The 16,388-nt window shown below is 71.3% G+C and carries 15 protein-coding genes; 11 read left to right on the top strand and 4 right to left on the bottom strand.

Annotated elements, in window-relative coordinates:
• Positions 1 to 172 precede the first annotated feature (172 nt).
• Complete coding sequence (locus Aau02nite_RS23050) at positions 173 to 1,003, bottom strand: peptidylprolyl isomerase (RefSeq protein ID WP_212990626.1); 831 nt, start codon at positions 1,001 to 1,003, stop codon at positions 173 to 175.
• Positions 1,004 to 1,068: 65 nt separating this feature from the next.
• Entirely contained in the window at positions 1,069 to 1,950 is an 882-nt protein-coding gene (locus tag Aau02nite_RS23045; protein WP_212990625.1) for a peptidylprolyl isomerase, read from the bottom strand.
• Between the two features lie 165 nt (positions 1,951 to 2,115).
• On the opposite strand from Aau02nite_RS23045, the gene Aau02nite_RS23040 reads away from it, so the two are divergent.
• Together Aau02nite_RS23040 and hisS are read left to right on the top strand one after the other, a co-directional pair.
• Positions 2,116 to 2,814: an MBL fold metallo-hydrolase gene (locus Aau02nite_RS23040; RefSeq protein ID WP_212990624.1), complete on the top strand. Its 699-nt coding sequence runs from the start codon at positions 2,116 to 2,118 to the stop codon at positions 2,812 to 2,814.
• 25 nt (positions 2,815 to 2,839) lie between these two features.
• Entirely contained in the window at positions 2,840 to 4,171 is a 1,332-nt protein-coding gene (gene hisS, locus Aau02nite_RS23035) for a histidine--tRNA ligase (RefSeq protein ID WP_212990623.1), read from the top strand.
• A 24-nt stretch (positions 4,172 to 4,195) separates the two neighbouring features.
• Here hisS and Aau02nite_RS23030 read toward each other — a convergent pair whose 3' ends face one another.
• Complete coding sequence (locus Aau02nite_RS23030) at positions 4,196 to 4,732, bottom strand: alpha/beta hydrolase (protein ID WP_212990622.1); 537 nt, start codon at positions 4,730 to 4,732, stop codon at positions 4,196 to 4,198.
• A 139-nt stretch (positions 4,733 to 4,871) separates the two neighbouring features.
• Between Aau02nite_RS23030 and urtA the strand changes: the two genes are divergently transcribed.
• From urtA to urtE, 5 genes are read left to right on the top strand one after another with little or no spacing between them, the layout of a single operon-like run.
• Entirely contained in the window at positions 4,872 to 6,095 is a 1,224-nt protein-coding gene (urtA, locus tag Aau02nite_RS23025; protein ID WP_212990621.1) for an urea ABC transporter substrate-binding protein, read from the top strand.
• Positions 6,096 to 6,102: 7 nt separating this feature from the next.
• Positions 6,103 to 6,981 carry an urea ABC transporter permease subunit UrtB gene (urtB, locus tag Aau02nite_RS23020; RefSeq protein ID WP_212990620.1) on the top strand — a complete coding sequence of 293 codons (879 nt, stop codon included), beginning with the start codon at positions 6,103 to 6,105 and terminating at the stop codon, positions 6,979 to 6,981.
• Positions 6,978 to 8,045 (top strand): urea ABC transporter permease subunit UrtC, encoded by a 1,068-nt coding sequence (gene urtC / locus Aau02nite_RS23015; protein WP_212990619.1) that lies wholly within the window; start codon positions 6,978 to 6,980, stop codon positions 8,043 to 8,045. The genes urtB and urtC overlap by 4 nt, the downstream gene beginning before the upstream one ends.
• Positions 8,042 to 8,800 (top strand): urea ABC transporter ATP-binding protein UrtD, encoded by a 759-nt coding sequence (urtD, locus tag Aau02nite_RS23010; protein ID WP_212990618.1) that lies wholly within the window; start codon positions 8,042 to 8,044, stop codon positions 8,798 to 8,800. The genes urtC and urtD overlap by 4 nt, the downstream gene beginning before the upstream one ends.
• A gap of 1 nt (position 8,801) precedes the next feature.
• A complete protein-coding gene (gene urtE / locus Aau02nite_RS23005) occupies positions 8,802 to 9,494 on the top strand; it encodes an urea ABC transporter ATP-binding subunit UrtE (protein WP_212990617.1) in 693 nt (230 codons plus the stop codon).
• Positions 9,495 to 9,511: 17 nt separating this feature from the next.
• Here urtE and Aau02nite_RS23000 read toward each other — a convergent pair whose 3' ends face one another.
• Positions 9,512 to 10,024, bottom strand: coding sequence for a PaaI family thioesterase (locus tag Aau02nite_RS23000; RefSeq protein ID WP_212990616.1), 513 nt, complete (start codon positions 10,022 to 10,024; stop codon positions 9,512 to 9,514).
• 56 nt (positions 10,025 to 10,080) lie between these two features.
• Between Aau02nite_RS23000 and Aau02nite_RS22995 the strand changes: the two genes are divergently transcribed.
• From Aau02nite_RS22995 to cphA, 4 genes are all read left to right on the top strand, one after another.
• Positions 10,081 to 10,569: a winged helix-turn-helix transcriptional regulator gene (locus tag Aau02nite_RS22995; RefSeq protein ID WP_212990615.1), complete on the top strand. Its 489-nt coding sequence runs from the start codon at positions 10,081 to 10,083 to the stop codon at positions 10,567 to 10,569.
• Between the two features lie 11 nt (positions 10,570 to 10,580).
• The gene (locus Aau02nite_RS22990; RefSeq protein ID WP_212990614.1) at positions 10,581 to 12,179 is read left to right on the top strand and encodes an MFS transporter; all 1,599 of its coding nucleotides are present in this window, start codon (positions 10,581 to 10,583) and stop codon (positions 12,177 to 12,179) included.
• Positions 12,180 to 12,257: 78 nt separating this feature from the next.
• Positions 12,258 to 13,094 carry a cyanophycinase gene (locus tag Aau02nite_RS22985; RefSeq protein WP_212990613.1) on the top strand — a complete coding sequence of 279 codons (837 nt, stop codon included), beginning with the start codon at positions 12,258 to 12,260 and terminating at the stop codon, positions 13,092 to 13,094.
• Positions 13,091 to 15,826 carry a cyanophycin synthetase gene (gene cphA, locus Aau02nite_RS22980; protein ID WP_212990612.1) on the top strand — a complete coding sequence of 912 codons (2,736 nt, stop codon included), beginning with the start codon at positions 13,091 to 13,093 and terminating at the stop codon, positions 15,824 to 15,826. Before Aau02nite_RS22985 ends, cphA begins: the two co-directional genes overlap by 4 nt.
• Positions 15,827 to 16,388: the final 562 nt, after the last annotated feature.

Below are 16,388 nucleotides of genomic sequence, written 5' to 3'. Positions count from 1 at the left end.
AGGTCCGGGCAGCCGGGTGAAGTAACCCTGACGGCGTGGCGGGCGTCGGTAGGAGAGAACGGGCGAGGCAGCGCGGGCCATCCCCGCCCCCAAGCCCCACCACCGAAACCCGGAAGCAGAAAGGCGGACCCCGAAGAAAACCGGGATCCGCCTTCCAGGAACAGAGAGCCGACTAGCCCTTGGCCATGGTCAGCGTCTTGATGGTGATCTCCTTCTTCGGGTGCCCGTCACCCTCACCATTGGCATTGTCACTGCCGGCCTTGGCAACAGTCTCGACGATGTCGAGCCCCTTGGTGATCTTCCCCAGGACGGTGTAGTCCGGCGGGAGGTCGGTGTCCTCGTACACGATGAAGTACTGGCTGCCCGTCGAGCTGGGCGCCGAGGTCTTCGCCATCGCGATCGTGCCCTTCGGGTAGGCCGGCTTCGCGTTGGTCGGCAGGTTCTCCTCCGCGTAGCGGAAGCTCGGGCCGCCGGAGCCGTCGCTCTCGCGCCAGCCCTTGCCCGTGGCCGACGGGTCGCCGCACTGCAGCACCTTGATGCCCGCGGTCGTGAGCCGGTGGCACTTGGTGTTGTCCCAGAACTTCTTGCCGGCCAGGAACGTGAACGCCTCGCCGGTGCACGGCGCCTTGCTCAGGTCCACCGCGGCCGTGATCGCGCCCAGGTTGGTGTCCATGGTGAGGGTGGCCGTGCCCGTGTTCGGGGCGTTCGCCGGCGGGGTGCCGACGTCCTTGACCTTGCTCCCCGTGCTGCCGTCCTCCGGGATCCACGAGCAGCTGACGGTGCCGGGCGGCGGGGCGGACGCGTCGGTCGACTTCTTGTCGTCGTCGTTGCCGAGCGCGGCGACGATCCACACCGCGGCGCCCGCGATCACGACGACCGCGAGGGCCGAGCCGATAATGGCCTGCCGCTGCCGGCGCTTGCGCGCGGCAGTGGCCCGCTCGGCCATTTCCTTCTCCAGCCGGGCCCGCGCCGCCGCGCGCTGCCGGTCCTTGATCGACGACACGGTGTTCCTCCTGTATGCCTCGGTGCGGTGAGGGGATATGTTCCGACGATTGTGGTCCGGAAAGCTCAGGACTGACTGGACGCCGAGGGGGCGGCCGACGGGACGGTGTCGGCGGGCTCTGCGCTGGGCTCGCCGACGGTGATGCTCTGCACGGTGATCTTGTCCTTCGGCGTGACCTTGTCACCGGCGCTGTTGGCCACGGTGGCGATCTTGCCGATCTTGGCGACGGTGTCCAGGCCGCCGGTGACCTTTCCGACGATCGGATACTGCGGTTCCGTCTTCGGGGTGAAATCCTTGAAGAAGATCAGGAACTGGCTGCCGTTGGCGCCCGGCGGGTTGCCGATCATCGCCACGGTGCCCTTGGGGTAGAGCGGTTCCTGCGGCGTGGCCGCGGCCGAGGCGCTGGGCGCGGGCGTCGGGGCCAGCGGGGTGTTCTCGTTGTAGACCGTGTACGTCGGGCCGCCCTGCCCGGTGCCCTTGGGGTCACCGCAGTGGATCGCGCCCTCGGTGGTGATCTCGTGGCAGGTGGTGTTGTCGAAGAACTGCTTGCCCGCCAGGTGGCTCAGGCTGGCGCTGGTGCACGGCGCGGCGGCCAGGTCGAGCGTCACGACGATCGGGGCGCCCTGGTCGGTCGTGATCGTCATCGGCCGGGTGCCCGCGGTGGGGATGCCGCTCGTCGGCGGTTCCCCGACGTCCTTGAGGTCGGGGTTCGACTCGGCGTTCTGCGGCGTCCACGCGCACACCTCGGAAGCGGTCGGGTCGACCGGGTCGTCGTCGAAGGCGCCGCCGAGCCACGCCACTCCGCCCACGATCAGGACGAGCGCCAGTGCCGCACCGAGTCCGGCCTGGATCTGCCGCCGCCGGCGCTGCCTGCCCGCACGGCGTGCGAGCTGCCGATCGAGCTTCTCCCGCGCCAGTTTCCGCGCCCGGTCCCTGCTGGAAGCCACCGAGTGCTCCCCTTCCTTAAACTCTTGTCCAGTGCGCCACGCCACACGCCCGCAAGAGTGTACGGGTAACCGCTGGGAATGTGGTGTGCGAGGTTCCGTCACGGTGCGTACGGTGTGTCCCGCTAGGCTGGAACCGCTGAACCGACCGCGAGAGAGGGGTGCCCAGTGCTCGTCACCGGCTTTCCGGCCGACGCCTTCGGCACCAACTGCTACGTCGTGGCCGCCGGCCCGGGTGAGCAGTGCCTGGTGGTCGATCCGGGCATCGGCGTGCTCGACCGCCTCGACGAGGTGCTGGCGCAGCACCGGCTGCACCCGGCCGCGGTGCTGCTGACCCACGGCCACCTGGACCACACGTTCTCCGTCGCGCCGGTGTGCGGCGCGCGCGGCATCACGGCGTACGTGCACCCCGCCGACCGGGAGATGCTGGCCGACCCGGCCAAGGGCCTCAGCGTGGATCTGACCGCGCTGTTCGGCGGCCGGCTGTCGTACACCGAGCCCGACGACGTCGCGGAGCTGACCGACGGCGCGACGCTGAGCCTGGCCGGGCTGGAGATCACCGTCGACCACGCCCCGGGCCATACCGGCGGGTCGGTGCTCTTCCGGCTGCCCGGCGCGAGCTCGCAGTGGGAGGCGGACCAGGTCTGCCTCTCCGGTGACGTGCTCTTCGCCGGTTCGATCGGCCGCACCGACCTGCCGGGCGGCAGCACGGAGACGATGCTGACCAGCTTGCGGGACAAGATCCTGCCGCTGGCCGACGACACCGTCGTGCTCCCCGGCCACGGACCGGAAACCACCATCGGCCGCGAGCGCGTGGCAAACCCGTACCTGCGGGAGCTGACCGCCGCGCCCGGCCGGGGCCTCTGAGACTTCTCGCTAGGAGAACAGCACCATGAGCAAGCCCACGCCCATCTCCGGCTTCCCGGAGTGGCTGCCCGCACAGCGGATGATCGAGCAGAACATCGTCGAGCGGATCCGCGCGACCTTCGAGCTCTACGGCTTCGCGCCGCTGGAGACCCGCGCCGTCGAGCCCCTGGACCAGTTGCTGCGCAAGGGGGAGACCTCCAAGGAGGTGTACGTCCTGCGCCGCCTGCAGGAGGAGCCGGGTGCCCAGTCCGCCGACTCCCTCGGCCTGCACTTCGACCTGACCGTGCCGTTCGCCCGCTTCGTGCTGGAGAACAGCGGCAAGCTGCAGTTCCCGTTCCGCCGCTACCAGATCCAGAAGGTGTGGCGCGGTGAGCGCCCGCAGGAGGGCCGCTACCGGGAGTTCCTGCAGGCCGACATCGACGTGGTCGACCGCGACGATCTTCCGTTCCACTACGACACCGAGATGCCGCTGGTGATCGGGGACGCGTTCGCGTCGCTGCCGATCCCGCCGGCCACGATCCTGGTCAACAACCGCAAGGTCTGCGAGGGCTTCTACCGGGGCCTGGGCCTGGACGACCCGGATCAGGTGCTGCGCACGGTCGACAAGCTCGACAAGATCGGCCCGGAGAAGGTGGCGGCGCTGCTGGTCGAGACGGCCGGGGCCACCGACGCCCAGGCGAGGGCCTGCCTGGAGCTGGCCTCGATCTCGACCGCGGACGCCTCCTTCGTGGACGCGGTCCGGGCCCTCGGTGTCGACAACCCGCTGCTCGACGAGGGTCTTGAGGAGCTGGTCCGGGTGGTCGAGGCCGGTGTGGAGCACGCGCCGGGCCTGATCCGGGCGGAGCTCAAGATCGCCCGCGGCCTGGACTACTACACGGGCACGGTCTACGAGACGCAGCTGCAGGGGTACGAGCGGTTCGGCTCGATCTGCTCCGGCGGCCGCTACGAGAATCTGGCGACCGCGGGCAACGAGCGTTTCCCGGGGGTCGGCATCTCGATCGGCGTCTCACGGATGCTGGGGCTGCTCTTCGGCCAGAACGCGCTGGGCGTCTCGCGGTCGGTGCCGACCTGCGTCGTGGTCGCGCTGCCGGCCGAGGAGCTGCGCCCGGCCTGCGACCGGATCGCCCGGTCGCTGCGCAGCCGGGGGATCAGCACCGAGGTGGCGCCGTCGGCGGCCAAGTTCGGCAAGCAGATCCGTTTCGCCGAGCGGCGCGGGATCCCGTACGTCTGGTTCCCCGGTGCCGACGGTGCGGCGGACACGATCAAGGACATCCGCTCGGGTGACCAGGTCGAGGCCGACGCGTCGACGTGGCAGCCGACGGCCGGGGATCTGACTCCGGTGGTCTCCGGCAGCTGAGCCCGCCCGGGGCGAGACCCGGCGTCAGCGCGCGTCCAGGAAGTCCTCGATCGCGGTGCCGATGACGCCCAGCGTCTCGGTGAAATCCCGCAGGGTCCCGGGCGCGCGCAGGGAGTGGTCGGCGTCCCGGACGGTCAGCACCTGCTTGCCGGTCGAGCGGGCTGCGTCCGGGACCCACCACGGGTCGGCGGTGCCGCCGATGAGCAGCTGCGGCGCCGGGTTGCGGGTGATCGCGTCCACGACGGGCGGGATGGTCAGCAGCGGGGTCAGCCAGATCGCCGGTAGTTCCAGGTCGGCGGCCAGGGTCGCGGCGTGGGTGCCCAGCGACTTGGCGATCAGCACCGGCCGGGCGTCGGGGTCGCGCTGGATCAGCCGGTGCAGCGCCGCGGCGACGCAGGCGCGGACGAACGGCTCCGGCCCGACCTCCATCAGTCCCTCGGGCACCGTCCAGGTGACCTGCTCGATGAGGGCCTGCCGGTCGGTCAGCGCCTCCCAGCCGAGGTCCAGCAGGGTGGTCTGGACGATGCCGGTGCCGCCGGGTACCAGGATTGCGCTGAGCACCGGGCCAGCCTAGCGCCGGAGATCCTATGTGGCCTGTGAGGTCGCGTTAACTTATTCGACATGTGTCAATACGTTGCGTGAAACGAGCGGTTCCTAGCTTTCGGGGCACCACCCTCCGCGGGCGAAGGGACAAGTCCCCATGGCAGCTACGAAGTGGACCAAGACTCTCTCCATCCTTTTCCTCTCCACGACTCTGGCAGTGGCCGGCTGCGCCGACGATCCGGCGGCGAGCGGTAGTTCCTCCGGCGACACCATCAAGGTCGGCATCCTGCACTCCCTCAGCGGCACGATGGCCATCAGTGAAGTGACGGTCCGCGACTCCGAGCTGCTGGCCATCGAGGAGGTGAACGCGGCCGGCGGCGTACTCGGCAAGAAGCTCGAACCCGTCGTCGAGGACGGTGCCTCGGACTGGCCGACGTTCGCCGAGAAGGCCCAGAAGCTGATCAACGAGGACAAGGTGGCGACCACCTTCGGCGGCTGGACCTCGGCCAGCCGCAAGGCGATGCTGCCGGTCTTCGAGCGCAACAAGGCGCTGCTCTGGTATCCGGTACAGTACGAGGGGCTGGAGAGCTCGCCGTACATCTTCTACACCGGGGCCACCACCAACCAGCAGATCGTGCCCGCCCTGGACTACCTCAAGCAGCAGGGCAAGAAGTCGGTGTTCCTGGTCGGCAGCGACTACGTCTTCCCGCGCACCGCCAACAAGATCATCAAGGCGTACGCGGCGGCCAACGGCATGACGGTCGCCGGTGAGGAGTACACCCCGCTGGGCACCACCGAATACTCCACGATCGTCAACAAGCTCGGCCAGGCCAAGCCCGACGTCGTCTTCAACACCCTCAACGGCGACAGCAACGTCGCCTTCTTCAAGCAGCTGCGCAGCGCCGGGCTCACCGACAAGACCATGCCGACGGTCAGCGTCAGCGTGGCCGAGGAGGAGGTCGGCGGGATCGGCCCGGCCAACATCGCCGGTCACCTGGTGGCCTGGAACTACTACCAGACCACCGAGGGCGCCACCAACACCGAGTTCGTCAAGAAGTACAAGGCCAAGTACGGCGCGGCCAAGGTGACCTCCGACCCGATGGAGGCCGGCTACAACGCGGTGAAGCTCTGGGCCGCGGCGGCCACCAAGGCGGGCAGCACCGACGTCGAGGCGGTCAAGAAGGCGGCCGGCGGGATCTCCCTGGACCTGCCCGAGGGCAAGGTGACCATCGACGGCGAGACCCAGCACGTCTACAAGACCGCCCGGATCGGCCTGATCCAGCCGGACGGCCAGATCAAGGAGGTGTGGAACTCCGGGGCGCCCGTGAAGCCGGATCCGTACCTCAAGGGCTACCCGTGGGCCGCCGGACTGGCGTCCTGAGCGGGCCATGGGAACCCTGAACCAGTTGGTCATCGGGGCGAGCATCGGCGCGGTGCTGCTGCTCGCCTCGCTGGGCCTGACCTTCACGTTCGGCCAGATGGGCGTCATCAACATGGCGCACGGCGAGTTCATCATGGCCGGTGCGTACACCGCGTACGTCCTGCAGCCGCTGGTCGGCGAGCAGGCGGTGCTGGTGGCGCTGCCCGTCGCCTTCGCCGTCGGCGGGGTGCTCGGGCTGATCCTGGAACGGTTGTTCATCCGGCGCTTCTACGGCCGCCCGCTGGACACGCTGCTGCTCACCTGGGGCATCAGCCTGATCCTGCAGCAGGTCGCCCGGGACGTCTTCGGGGCGCCGAACGTGCAGGTGACCGCGCCGGGCTGGCTGACCGGCGGGATCGACGTGGGCGTGCGGATCCCCTACAACCGGGTGTTCATCCTGGTGCTGGCGGTCGGCTGCGTGGCGGCGATCTCGCTGTACCTGAGCAAGCTGCGGCAGGGCCGGCGGATGCGGGCCGTGATGCAGAACCGGCAGCTGGCCGCGGTGAGCGGGGTCGCGACCGGGCGGGTCGACCAGGCCACCTTCTTCATCGGCTCCGGGCTGGCCGGGGTGGCCGGCGTCGCGCTGACCCTGATCGGTCCGGTCGGCCCGACGCTGGGCAGCGGGTACATCGTGGACGCGTTCCTGGTCGTGGTGGCCGGCGGGCTGGGTCAGCTGCGCGGTGCGGTGATCGCGGCGTTCGCGCTCGGGGTGCTGAACAGCTTCGTCGAGTTCTGGACGGCCAACGGGGCCAGCTTCGCCAAGGTGGTGGTGTTCGCCGTGATCATCGCGTTCCTGCAGTTCCGGCCCCAGGGCATGTTCGTCCTGCGATCGAGGGCGCTGACATGAGAAACCGGATCGCCTTCGCTCTGATCGCGGTGTTGCTGCTCGCCGCGCCGCTGGTGTTCAGCCCGTTCCGGCTGGACCTGCTGGCCAAGTACCTCTGCTATGCGATCGTCGCCCTCGGTATCGCGCTGGCCTGGGGCCGCGGCGGCATGCTGACGCTGGGCCAGGGGGTGTTCTTCGGGCTCGGCGGATACGCCATGGGCATGCACCTCAAGCTGGTCGAGGCCGGGCCGGGGCAGCTGCCCGACTTCATGTCGTGGAGCGGCGTCGAGCGGTTGCCGTTGCTCTGGAAGCCGTTCGCCGATCCGGTCTTCGCCCTCGTGATGGTGGTCGTGCTGCCGGTGACGGTCGCGCTGCTGCTGGGACTGCTGGTCTTCCGGCAACGGGTGCGGGGCGCGTACTTCGCGGTGCTCTCGCAGGCGCTGGCCGCAGCGTTCGTCATCCTGCTCGTCGGTCAGCAGGGCCTGACCGGCGGCACCAACGGCCTGACCAACTTCCAGCTCTTCTTCGGCCTGGACCTCTACGACGACGCCGACCGCCGAATCCTCTACTTCGCCATCGTGGTCGTACTGGGACTGTCCTATCTGGTCGTACGGCAGCTGGCCCGCAGCCGCTACGGGCAGCTGCTGGTGGCCATCCGCGACGGTGAGGACCGGGTGCGCTTCCTCGGCTATGACCCGGCGCTGGTCAAGACCTTCGCCTTCGCCTTCTCGGCCGGGCTGGCCGGCATCGCCGGTGCGCTCTTCGTCCCGGTGGTCGGCCTGCTCACGCCGGCCAACCTGGGCGTGGTCGCGTCGCTGGAGCTGCTCATCGGGGTGGCCATCGGCGGGCGGTATTCGCTCGCCGGCGCGGTCGGCGGCGCACTGCTGTTCCACTACGCCAAGACCATCTTCAGCGAGCAATGGCCGGACAGCTGGCTCTACGTGCAGGGTGCGCTCTTCGTGGCGGTCATGCTCTGGGCCCCCCGCGGCCTGGCCGGCCTGGCCGGTCAGCTGCGCGACCTGGTCGCGGCCCGGCGCCGTCCGGCGGCGCCGGCCCCGACCGTCCTCGAGGAGGCACGGGCATGAGCAAGCTCCTCCAGGTACGCGGCCTGAACGTCGTCTTCTCCGGCTTCCACGCGATCACCGACCTGGACTTCGCCCTCGATGCCGGTGAGCTGCGGTTCCTCATCGGGCCCAACGGCGCCGGCAAGACCACCCTGATCGACGTCATCACCGGGCTGACCAGACCGGCGAGCGGCTCGGTCAGCTTCGCCGGGCAGGAACTGGTGGGCCGCCGGGAGTATCAGGTCGTCCGCGCGGGCGTCGGCCGTACCTTCCAGACGTCCGTGGTGTTCGAGGAGCTCAGCGTCGTCGACAACCTCGACCTGGCGGCGGGTTTCCGGCGCCGGCTGCCGGCCCTGCTGCGCCGCCGGCACGGCGTCTCGGACGACGTCGCCTCGGCGCTGGACACCATCGGGCTGGGCGCCCTGGCGGACCGCCCGGCCGGCGTGCTCTCGCACGGTCAGCGGCAGTGGCTCGAGATCGGCATGCTCGTCGTGCAGCGGCCCCGGCTGCTGCTGCTGGACGAGCCGGTCGCGGGGATGAGCCGCACCGAGCGCGAGCGTACGGGCGAGCTGCTGCAGTCGGTGGCCCGCGACCACACGGTCCTGGTGGTCGAGCACGACATGGATTTCCTGCGCCGCTTCGCCAGCACGGTGACGGTGCTGCACGAGGGCCGGCTGCTGTGCGAGGGCACGGTCGCCGAGGTGCAGGCCGACCCGCGCGTGCAGGAGGTCTACCTCGGACGGTCCCGCGACGAGCTCGACAAGGAGGTGGCCTGACGTGCTGGAGGTCCGGGACCTGCAGGTGTCGTACGGCCGGGCGCAGGTGCTCTTCGGGGTCTCGCTGACCGCGCCGGCCGGATCGCTGGTGTGCCTGATGGGCCGTAACGGCGTCGGCAAGACCACCCTGCTGAAGGCGATCATGGGGGTGCTACCGGCCCGCTCGGGCACCGTCGGCTTCGACGGCCGGGAGCTGACCCGGCTCAAGGTGCACGAGCGGGTCCGGCTCGGGCTCGGCTACGTGCCGCAGGGCCACGAGACGTTCCCGCAGCTGACCGTCGCGGAGAACCTGCAGGTGGCGCGGGAGACCGCGGGCAACCGCCGGGCGGGAGTGGTGGACGAGGCGTTCGACCTGTTCCCGGCGCTGCGTGGGCTGCTCAAGCGGCGGGCGGGATTCCTCTCCGGTGGCCAGCAGCAGCAGCTCGCGATCGCCCGGGCGCTGGTCACCGAGCCGCGGATGCTGCTGCTGGACGAGCCGACCGAGGGCATCCAGCCCTCGATCGTGCGCGAGATCGAGGAGGCGATCCGGCAGCTGCACGCCGCCGGGCTGACGATCCTGCTGGTCGAGCAGTATCTGGAGCTGGCCCTGCGGCTGGCCGACCGGTTCGTGATCCTGGACGCGGGCGAGGTCGTGCGGGCGGGCCCGGCCGGCGAGCTCGGCGACGAGTCGGTCCGCCGGCTGCTGGCGGTCTGATCAGGGGTGGTGGGTGATCAAGGGCGGGGCGCTTCGAAGATCATGCAGCTGGAGGTGGCGTGAGCGACGAGGCGTCCCGCGGTGTCGGTCAGCCGGGCCTCGGTGAGTGCGGTCCGGCGGCCCTTCTGCAGGACGCTGCCCCTGCAGGTGAGCCGCCCGGAATCGACGGTCACCGGGCGCAGGAACTTCACGTTCAGGTCGAGTGAGGTGTAGGCGACCCCGGCCGGCAGCGTCGAGTGCAGCGAGCACGCGGCGGCGCTGTCCAGCAACGTGGAGAACACGCCGCCGTGCATCGTGCCGAGCGGGTTGTAGTGGAACTCCTGCGGCTCCAGGTAGAACGTGACGCTGCCTTCCTCGACCTCCATGCCGGAGATGTCGATCAGGTTCATGATCGGCGGGGGCGGGAGTTCGCCGGCCACCATCCTGCGCATCAGGTCCAGGCCGCTCGTCGTGCCCAGCACGGCGGCGTGCAGGGCCGGATCGGTCCAGGAGTACGTGCGCGTGCGGGTCCCGTCCTGGGTCTGCGTCATGGACGCAGATTGGCACCCGCTTGCTGTGTCTGTCAAACAGACCTAGCCTCGGTGTCATGCAGCCCACCCTCGCGCGCCCGGCCGCCCTCGACTGGTCCGTCGACGCCTGCACCATCGGCCGTGCGATGGGCATCCTCGGCGAGAAGTGGACCGTGGTGGTGCTGCGGGAGGTGTTCACCGGCGTGCGCCGCTTCGCCGACATGCGCGAGCGCACCGGCATCCCGCGCCAGGTTCTCACCAACCGGCTGGCCTCGCTGGTCGAGCACGGCGTGCTGCACCGCGAGCCGTACCGGGAGCCCGGCGCGCGGGTCCGCCACGAGTACCGGCTCACCGCCAAGGGGCTCGACCTCTACCCGGTGCTCACCGCGGTGATGGAGTGGGGCGACCGCTACCTCGCCGACGCGCAGGGTCCGCCGCTGGAGATGGCCCATCGCGACTGCGGCGCGCGCGTCCACAGCGAGCTGCACTGCGCGCACGGTCACCGGATCGACGACCCCCGCGAGGTCGCGCCCCGCCCCGGACCGGGAGCCAGGCGCCGCAGCTAAGCTGCCTGGCCGTGGCGCCGGCGCAAGCATCAGCAGGGGAGACATCGGCGTGGGCCCCGCTGCGCGACAAGATCTTCCGCGGGCTGTGGATCGGGGTGCTGGCCAGCAACGTCGGCACCTGGATGCAGACCGTCGGGGCCCAGTGGCAGCTGGTGCACGAGCCGGACGCGGCCACCTACGTCAGCCTGGTGCAGACCGCGACGATGCTGCCCGTCCTGCTGCTCGCTCTGCCGTCCGGCACGCTGGCCGACACGTTCGATCGCCGGCGGTTGCTGCTCGCCGTACAGGTGGGGTTGTTCGCCGTGGCCGGGACGCTGACCGTGCTCACCGTGCTGGACCGGATGCCGCCGCCGCTGCTGTTGATCTTCACTTTCCTGCTCGGCGTCGGCCAGGCGCTGACCCTGCCGACCTGGCAGGCGGTCATCCCCGAGGTGGTGCCGCGCGACGAGCTCGCCTCGGCGTCCGCGCTCGGCGCGGTCAACACCAACCTGGCCCGCTCGGCCGGACCGGCGGTGGCCGGGCTGCTGGTCGCGCACGTGGGCGTGGCCGCGGTCTTCGGCCTCAACGCGCTGTCGTTCGTGATCTTCGCCGGGGCGCTGCTGCGCTGGCGCAGGCCGCCGGAGAGCGGGACTGCACACGCCGAGCGGTTCGGCCCGGCGCTGCGGGCCGGCGGCCGGTACGTGCGCTACTCGCCGGTGGTCCGCCGGATCCTGCTCCGCGTGATGCTGTTCGTCCTGCCCGGCAGCATCGTCTGGGGCCTGCTGCCGCTGGTCGCCGAGCAGGAGCTCGCCATGGGCCCCGGCGGGTACGGCATCCTGCTCGCCGCCCTCGGCGTGGGCGCGGTCCTCGGCGCGCTGCTGATGCCCCGGGTCCGCGAGCACGTCCCGGCCAACCGGCTGCTGGTGCTCTCCGGCACGGTCTACGGTCTCGCCCTGCTCGTGGTCGCCTCCGTGGCCGTCACCGCCGTCGTGGTGCCGGTCCTGGTCGCCGCGGGGCTGGCCTGGATGATCCAGGTGTCACGGATGAACGCGAGCCTGCAGCTCTTCCTGCCGAACTGGGTACGCGCCCGCGGCTTCGCGGTCTACCAGGTCGTCTTCGCCGGTGGCCAGGCGATCGGTGCGCTGCTGTGGGGGCAGGTGACGCAGGCGTACGGGCTGCGTGCCGCCTTTCTGGCCGCGGCCACGCTCATGCTGCTCGGCACCGTGACCGTGCGCCGGCTGCCGCTGCACCACCAGGAGGGCGACCGCAGCCCGGCGGTCTACTGGGCCGAGCCGCACCTGATGCTCGAGCCGCACCTGGACGAGGGGCCGGTGCTGGTCACGGCGACCTACCGGGTCCCGGCGGCGAACCGGGCGGCCTTCGTCGCCGCGATGCAGGCGGTCCGGCGTTCCCGGCAGCGGACCGGGGCCACCCGGTGGGGACTGTTCCGTCCCGGTGAGCAGACGGACGAGTTCGTCGAGGTCTACCTGGTGCCCACGTGGGAGGAACATCTGCGCCAGCACGAGGGCCGGCTCACCGGCAGCGACGAGCAGCAGGAGCAGCAGGCGTGGGCCCTGGCCGACGGGCCGCCGGTCGTGTCCCATCTGCTGCCCGCCGACTCACCGGATTAGCCCGTTGTTTCGGTATTGTTCCGATTAGCCTCAGAACAGGCCGCCGGACGTCGGGCGCGGCCGTTCAGGAGGCACGGCGTGGCACACGATCGTTCCGGTCACTCCCGGCTGCTCGTCATCGGTGGCGCCGAACGCTACGGTCCGGGCGGCACCGCGATCCTGCGCCGCTTCGTGGAGCTGGCCGGGGGCCACGCCGCCGAGCTGATCGTCATCGCCACGGCCAGCGCGGAACCCGCCGTCCTGGAGGCTGAGTACGCCACCCTGTTCACCCGCCTCGGCGCGGGCCGGGTCCGGGCGCTGCGCCTGGACAACCGGGCCCAGGCCAACGAGCCCGCCGTGGTGAAGGCGCTCGCGACCGCCACCGGGGTCTTCTTCACCGGCGGGGACCAGCTGCGGATCACCACCGTCCTGGGCGGCACGCTGGCCGACTCGGCGCTGCAGCGGCTGGTGCAGACCGGCACGATCGTGCTCGGCGGCACCAGCGCCGGCGCCGCGATGATGTCCGGCACCATGATCCTCGGCGGTGACGGTCCCGGGGTCACCCGGGCCAGCGTGCGCACCGGACCCGGGCTGGAGTTCCTGCCCGGCGTGCTCATCGACATGCACTTCGCCGAGCGCGGCCGGCTCAACCGGCTGCTCAGCGCGGTCGCCCTCTACCCGCACGAGCTCGGCCTGGGCATCGACGAGGACACCGCGATCCTGGCCGAGGGCGACAGCTTCGAGGTGCTCGGGACCGGCACGGTCACGGTCGTCGACGCGGGCGCCGCCGCGGACATCCGGGTGCCGCTCGACGGGCCGATCGCGCTCACCGGGGCGCGGGTGCACGTGCTGCCTGCCGGGTGCAGGTTCGAACTGTCCGGCCGCCGCCCCACGATCGTCGACGGGGCCGCCGGGGAACGGGAACTGGCCGCATGAAGATCCTCAGCATCCGCCGGCTGCGCGGACCCAACGTCCACCTGTCCCGGCCCGCGATCGTGGCCCGGCTGCACCTCGACGCGCTCACCGGCCGCGAGACCAGCGACGTCGCGGGGTTCACCGAACGGATCCTGCGCGCCCTGCCGGGCCTGGCCGAGCACCACTGCGCGGCCGGCTCGCCCGGCGGGTTCGTCAGCCGGATGCGCGGCGGCACCTACTTCGGCCACGTCACCGAGCACGTCAGCATCGAGCTGTCCCAGCGGATCGGCCGCGACGTCAGCTTCGGCCGGACCGTCTCGGCCGGCGAGCCCGGGCTCTACGACCTGATCATCGAGTGCCCGGTCGACGAGTCGCCGGACTCCACGCTGCCGGCCGAGCTGCTGGAGACCGCCGCGGAACTGGTCGCCGCGGTCGCCGGCGGCGAGTCCGTGCCCGCCGCCGACCTCGCCGAACGCCTCACCGCCCTGACCGCGCTGGCCGAGCGCGAGGCCACCGGCCCGAGCACCAGGTCGATCATCGCCGCGGCCCGGCGCCGGGGCATCCCGGTCGAGCGCTACGCCGATCTCAGCCTGCTGCGCCTGGGCTGGGGGACCCGCCGGCGGCTCGCCTGGGCCGCGATGACCGACCGGACCAGCGGCGTCGGTGTCGACATCGCCGCGGACAAGCAGGTCACCCGGCGGTTGCTCGAGGACGCCGGGGTGCCGGTCGCACCCGGCGGCGCCGCCCGTACGGTCGCCGAAGCGGTGCATCTGCTCGACGTGCTGGGCGCGCCGGTCGTGGTCAAGCCGCGGCAGGGCCGCCAGGGCGAGCACGTCGAGCTGAACCTGCGAACACCCGGGGATGTCGAGCGGGCGTACACGGCCGCGGGTGGTGATGTGGTGGTCGAGCGGCAGTTCGCCGGCCGCGACTACCGCGTCCTGGTGGTCGCGGGTGAGGTGGTGGCCGTCGCCGAGCGGGTCGCGGCGCACGTGGTCGGCGACGGTGAGAGCACGGTCGCCCGGCTGGTCGCCCAGACCAACGCCGATCCGCGCCGCGGTGCCGGGCACGCCCAGGTGCTGACCCGCATCCAGCTGGACGCCAACGCACTGGCCGCGCTGGACCGGCAGGGCTGCACACCGGACACCGTGCCCGCGGCCGGTCGTCAGGTGTGGCTGCGGGAGAACGCCAACCTGTCCACCGGCGGCACCGGCAGCGACGTCACCGACCGGGCGCACCCGGACGTGACCCGGCTCTGCCTGCGCGTCGCCGCCCTGGTCGGGCTGGACATCGCGGGTATCGACCTGCGGCTGGCCGACATCGCCGCGCCGCTGCCGCCGACCGGTGATCCCGAGCAGCTCGGCGCCGGGGTGATCGAGGTCAACGCCGTACCGGGGCTGCGCATGCATCTCGCGCCCGTGCGCGGGCGTTCCCGCGACGTCGGCGACGCGATCGTGCGGGCCATGTTCCCCGGCGGGTCCGACGGGCGCATCCCGACCGTGGCCGTGACCGGGACCAACGGCAAGACCACCGTCACCCGGCTGGTGGCCCACGTGCTGGCCGGCACCGGTCTGCGGGTGGGTGTGGCCAGCACCGACGGGGTGGCGATCGACGGCCGGGTGGTGCGCCTGGGCGACTCCACCGGGCCACGCTCGGCGCAGATGGTGCTGGGCGACCCGGGGGTCCAGGCGGCGGTCCTGGAGACCGCGCGGGGCGGCACGCTGCGGCGGGGGCTGGGGTACGACTGGACCGACGTCGGTGTGCTCACCAACATCACCGCCGACCACCTGGGCCAGGACGGGCTCGAGTCGATCGAGGACCTGGCCCACGTCAAGGCGCTGATCGCCGAGCGGGTCCGCGACGGCGGCACGCTGGTGCTCAACGCCGACGACCCGTGGGTACGCAGCATCGCCGAGCGCCCCCGGGTCCGCGCCGACCGCAAGCGTCTCGTGTGGTTCGGCACCGACAGCCGGCAGCCGGTGCTGGCCGAGCACCTGGGCCGGGGCGGTACGGCGTACGTGCTGCAGGACGGCTGGCTGGTGCAGGCCAACGGCGGCCGGCGCACCCCGTTGCTGCGCGTCGCGGACGTGCCCGGCTCGTTCGGGGGAGCGGCGCCGTACGCGGCCGTCAACGCCCTCGCCGCGGCCGCCGCCGCCCGGGCCCTCGGCGCCGCGCTGGACGTGGTGGCCGAGCGGCTGGCCGCCTTCGAGCCGCGGGTGGACAACCCGGGCCGGGCCACGCTGCTGCGTCTCGGCGACGTGACCCTGTTCGTCGACTACGCGCACAACCCGGCGGCGATCGCGACCGTCCTGCGGACCCTGCACCGGCTCTGGGGCCCGCAGCGTTGCGTGGCCGCGGTGACCCTGCCCGGCGACCGCCGCGACGACCTGCTGGCCGCTTCGGCGCAGGTGCTGGCGGACGGGGTAACCCGGGCGGTGCTCTACGACGACGAGGATCCGAGAGGCCGGGCCCCGGGGGAGGTGTCCGCCTTGGTGGAACGTGAGATGCGCGGGCGCCGGCCGCTGATCCAGGCCGTCCGGGCTCCGGGCTACCAGGCGGGGGTCGAGGCGGCGCTGCGGCTGGCCGTGGCGGGGGACGTGATCCTGGTGCTCTACGAGAAGCTCGAACCGATGCTGCACCACCTTGAGGGCCTGGGTGCCGTGCCCGCCGACTCCGCCGTCGTGCACGCCGAACGACTGTCCGCGCACCCCTCACGGGCGGTGCTGCGGTCGACGAGCGCGGCTGCTTCGCCGTAGTGGTGCGCCGATCGGGTGATTTGTCAGCAACGCTGAGGGCTTGCGGCAACAAAGAATGATCGGCGCCGGGAAATCACCCGATCGGGCGGGGTTGCCCAGGTCATTGCCCTGCGACAACCATCACCCTGGGTATAGATGAGGGCCACTCATGATCTCTCCATTGTCTCTTTGCGTGAGGTAAGAACGACTGCATGTGTCGGATCCGGTGTGGAATCGCGAGATTCGTTATCCAGCCGCAAGTTCCGACGAAGCGGGCATTATGCTCAGGCCTGCTTTCCACGTTCATCTATACAGCTCTGACCAGGCATTCCTGGTAAAACCCCCGGTGCCCACGGCAGGCGCACAGGACGGAACACAGCGTGACGACGCCCAGGTCACCCGGGTCGGCGAGGAGTCGAGACCTGGCCGATCGTCCGCTAACATCCACGCCGTCGATGGGGAATGCTCGGTCCGACGGCGGACCGACAACCGCCCCGGCATCAGCACGCATGGCGGTGCAGTGCTGTTGTTTCTTCCGATCGCGCATGTGGGGGCACATGAGCACGACGGACCTGCCCGGTTC

The organism is Actinoplanes auranticolor, assembly GCF_018332655.1.
GTDB classification, from domain to species: domain Bacteria; phylum Actinomycetota; class Actinomycetes; order Mycobacteriales; family Micromonosporaceae; genus Actinoplanes; species Actinoplanes auranticolor.
Note: the sequence above shows the minus strand (reverse complement) of the source record. Positions and strands in the feature narration are given on the sequence as shown.

What these genes read in the sequence shown, in the direction of transcription:
- hisS (WP_212990623.1), top strand. Translation starts at nt 2,840, where the DNA reads ATGAGCAAGCCCACGCCCATCTCCGGCTTCCCGGAGTGGCTGCCCGCA.
- urtA (WP_212990621.1), top strand. Translation starts at nt 4,872, where the DNA reads ATGGCAGCTACGAAGTGGACCAAGACTCTCTCCATCCTTTTCCTCTCC.
- urtB (WP_212990620.1), top strand. Translation starts at nt 6,103, where the DNA reads ATGGGAACCCTGAACCAGTTGGTCATCGGGGCGAGCATCGGCGCGGTG.
- urtC (WP_212990619.1), top strand. Translation starts at nt 6,978, where the DNA reads ATGAGAAACCGGATCGCCTTCGCTCTGATCGCGGTGTTGCTGCTCGCC.
- urtD (WP_212990618.1), top strand. Translation starts at nt 8,042, where the DNA reads ATGAGCAAGCTCCTCCAGGTACGCGGCCTGAACGTCGTCTTCTCCGGC.
- Aau02nite_RS23000 (WP_212990616.1), bottom strand. Translation starts at nt 10,024, where the DNA reads ATGACGCAGACCCAGGACGGGACCCGCACGCGCACGTACTCCTGGACC.
- Aau02nite_RS22995 (WP_212990615.1), top strand. Translation starts at nt 10,081, where the DNA reads ATGCAGCCCACCCTCGCGCGCCCGGCCGCCCTCGACTGGTCCGTCGAC.
- cphA (WP_212990612.1), top strand. Translation starts at nt 13,091, where the DNA reads ATGAAGATCCTCAGCATCCGCCGGCTGCGCGGACCCAACGTCCACCTG.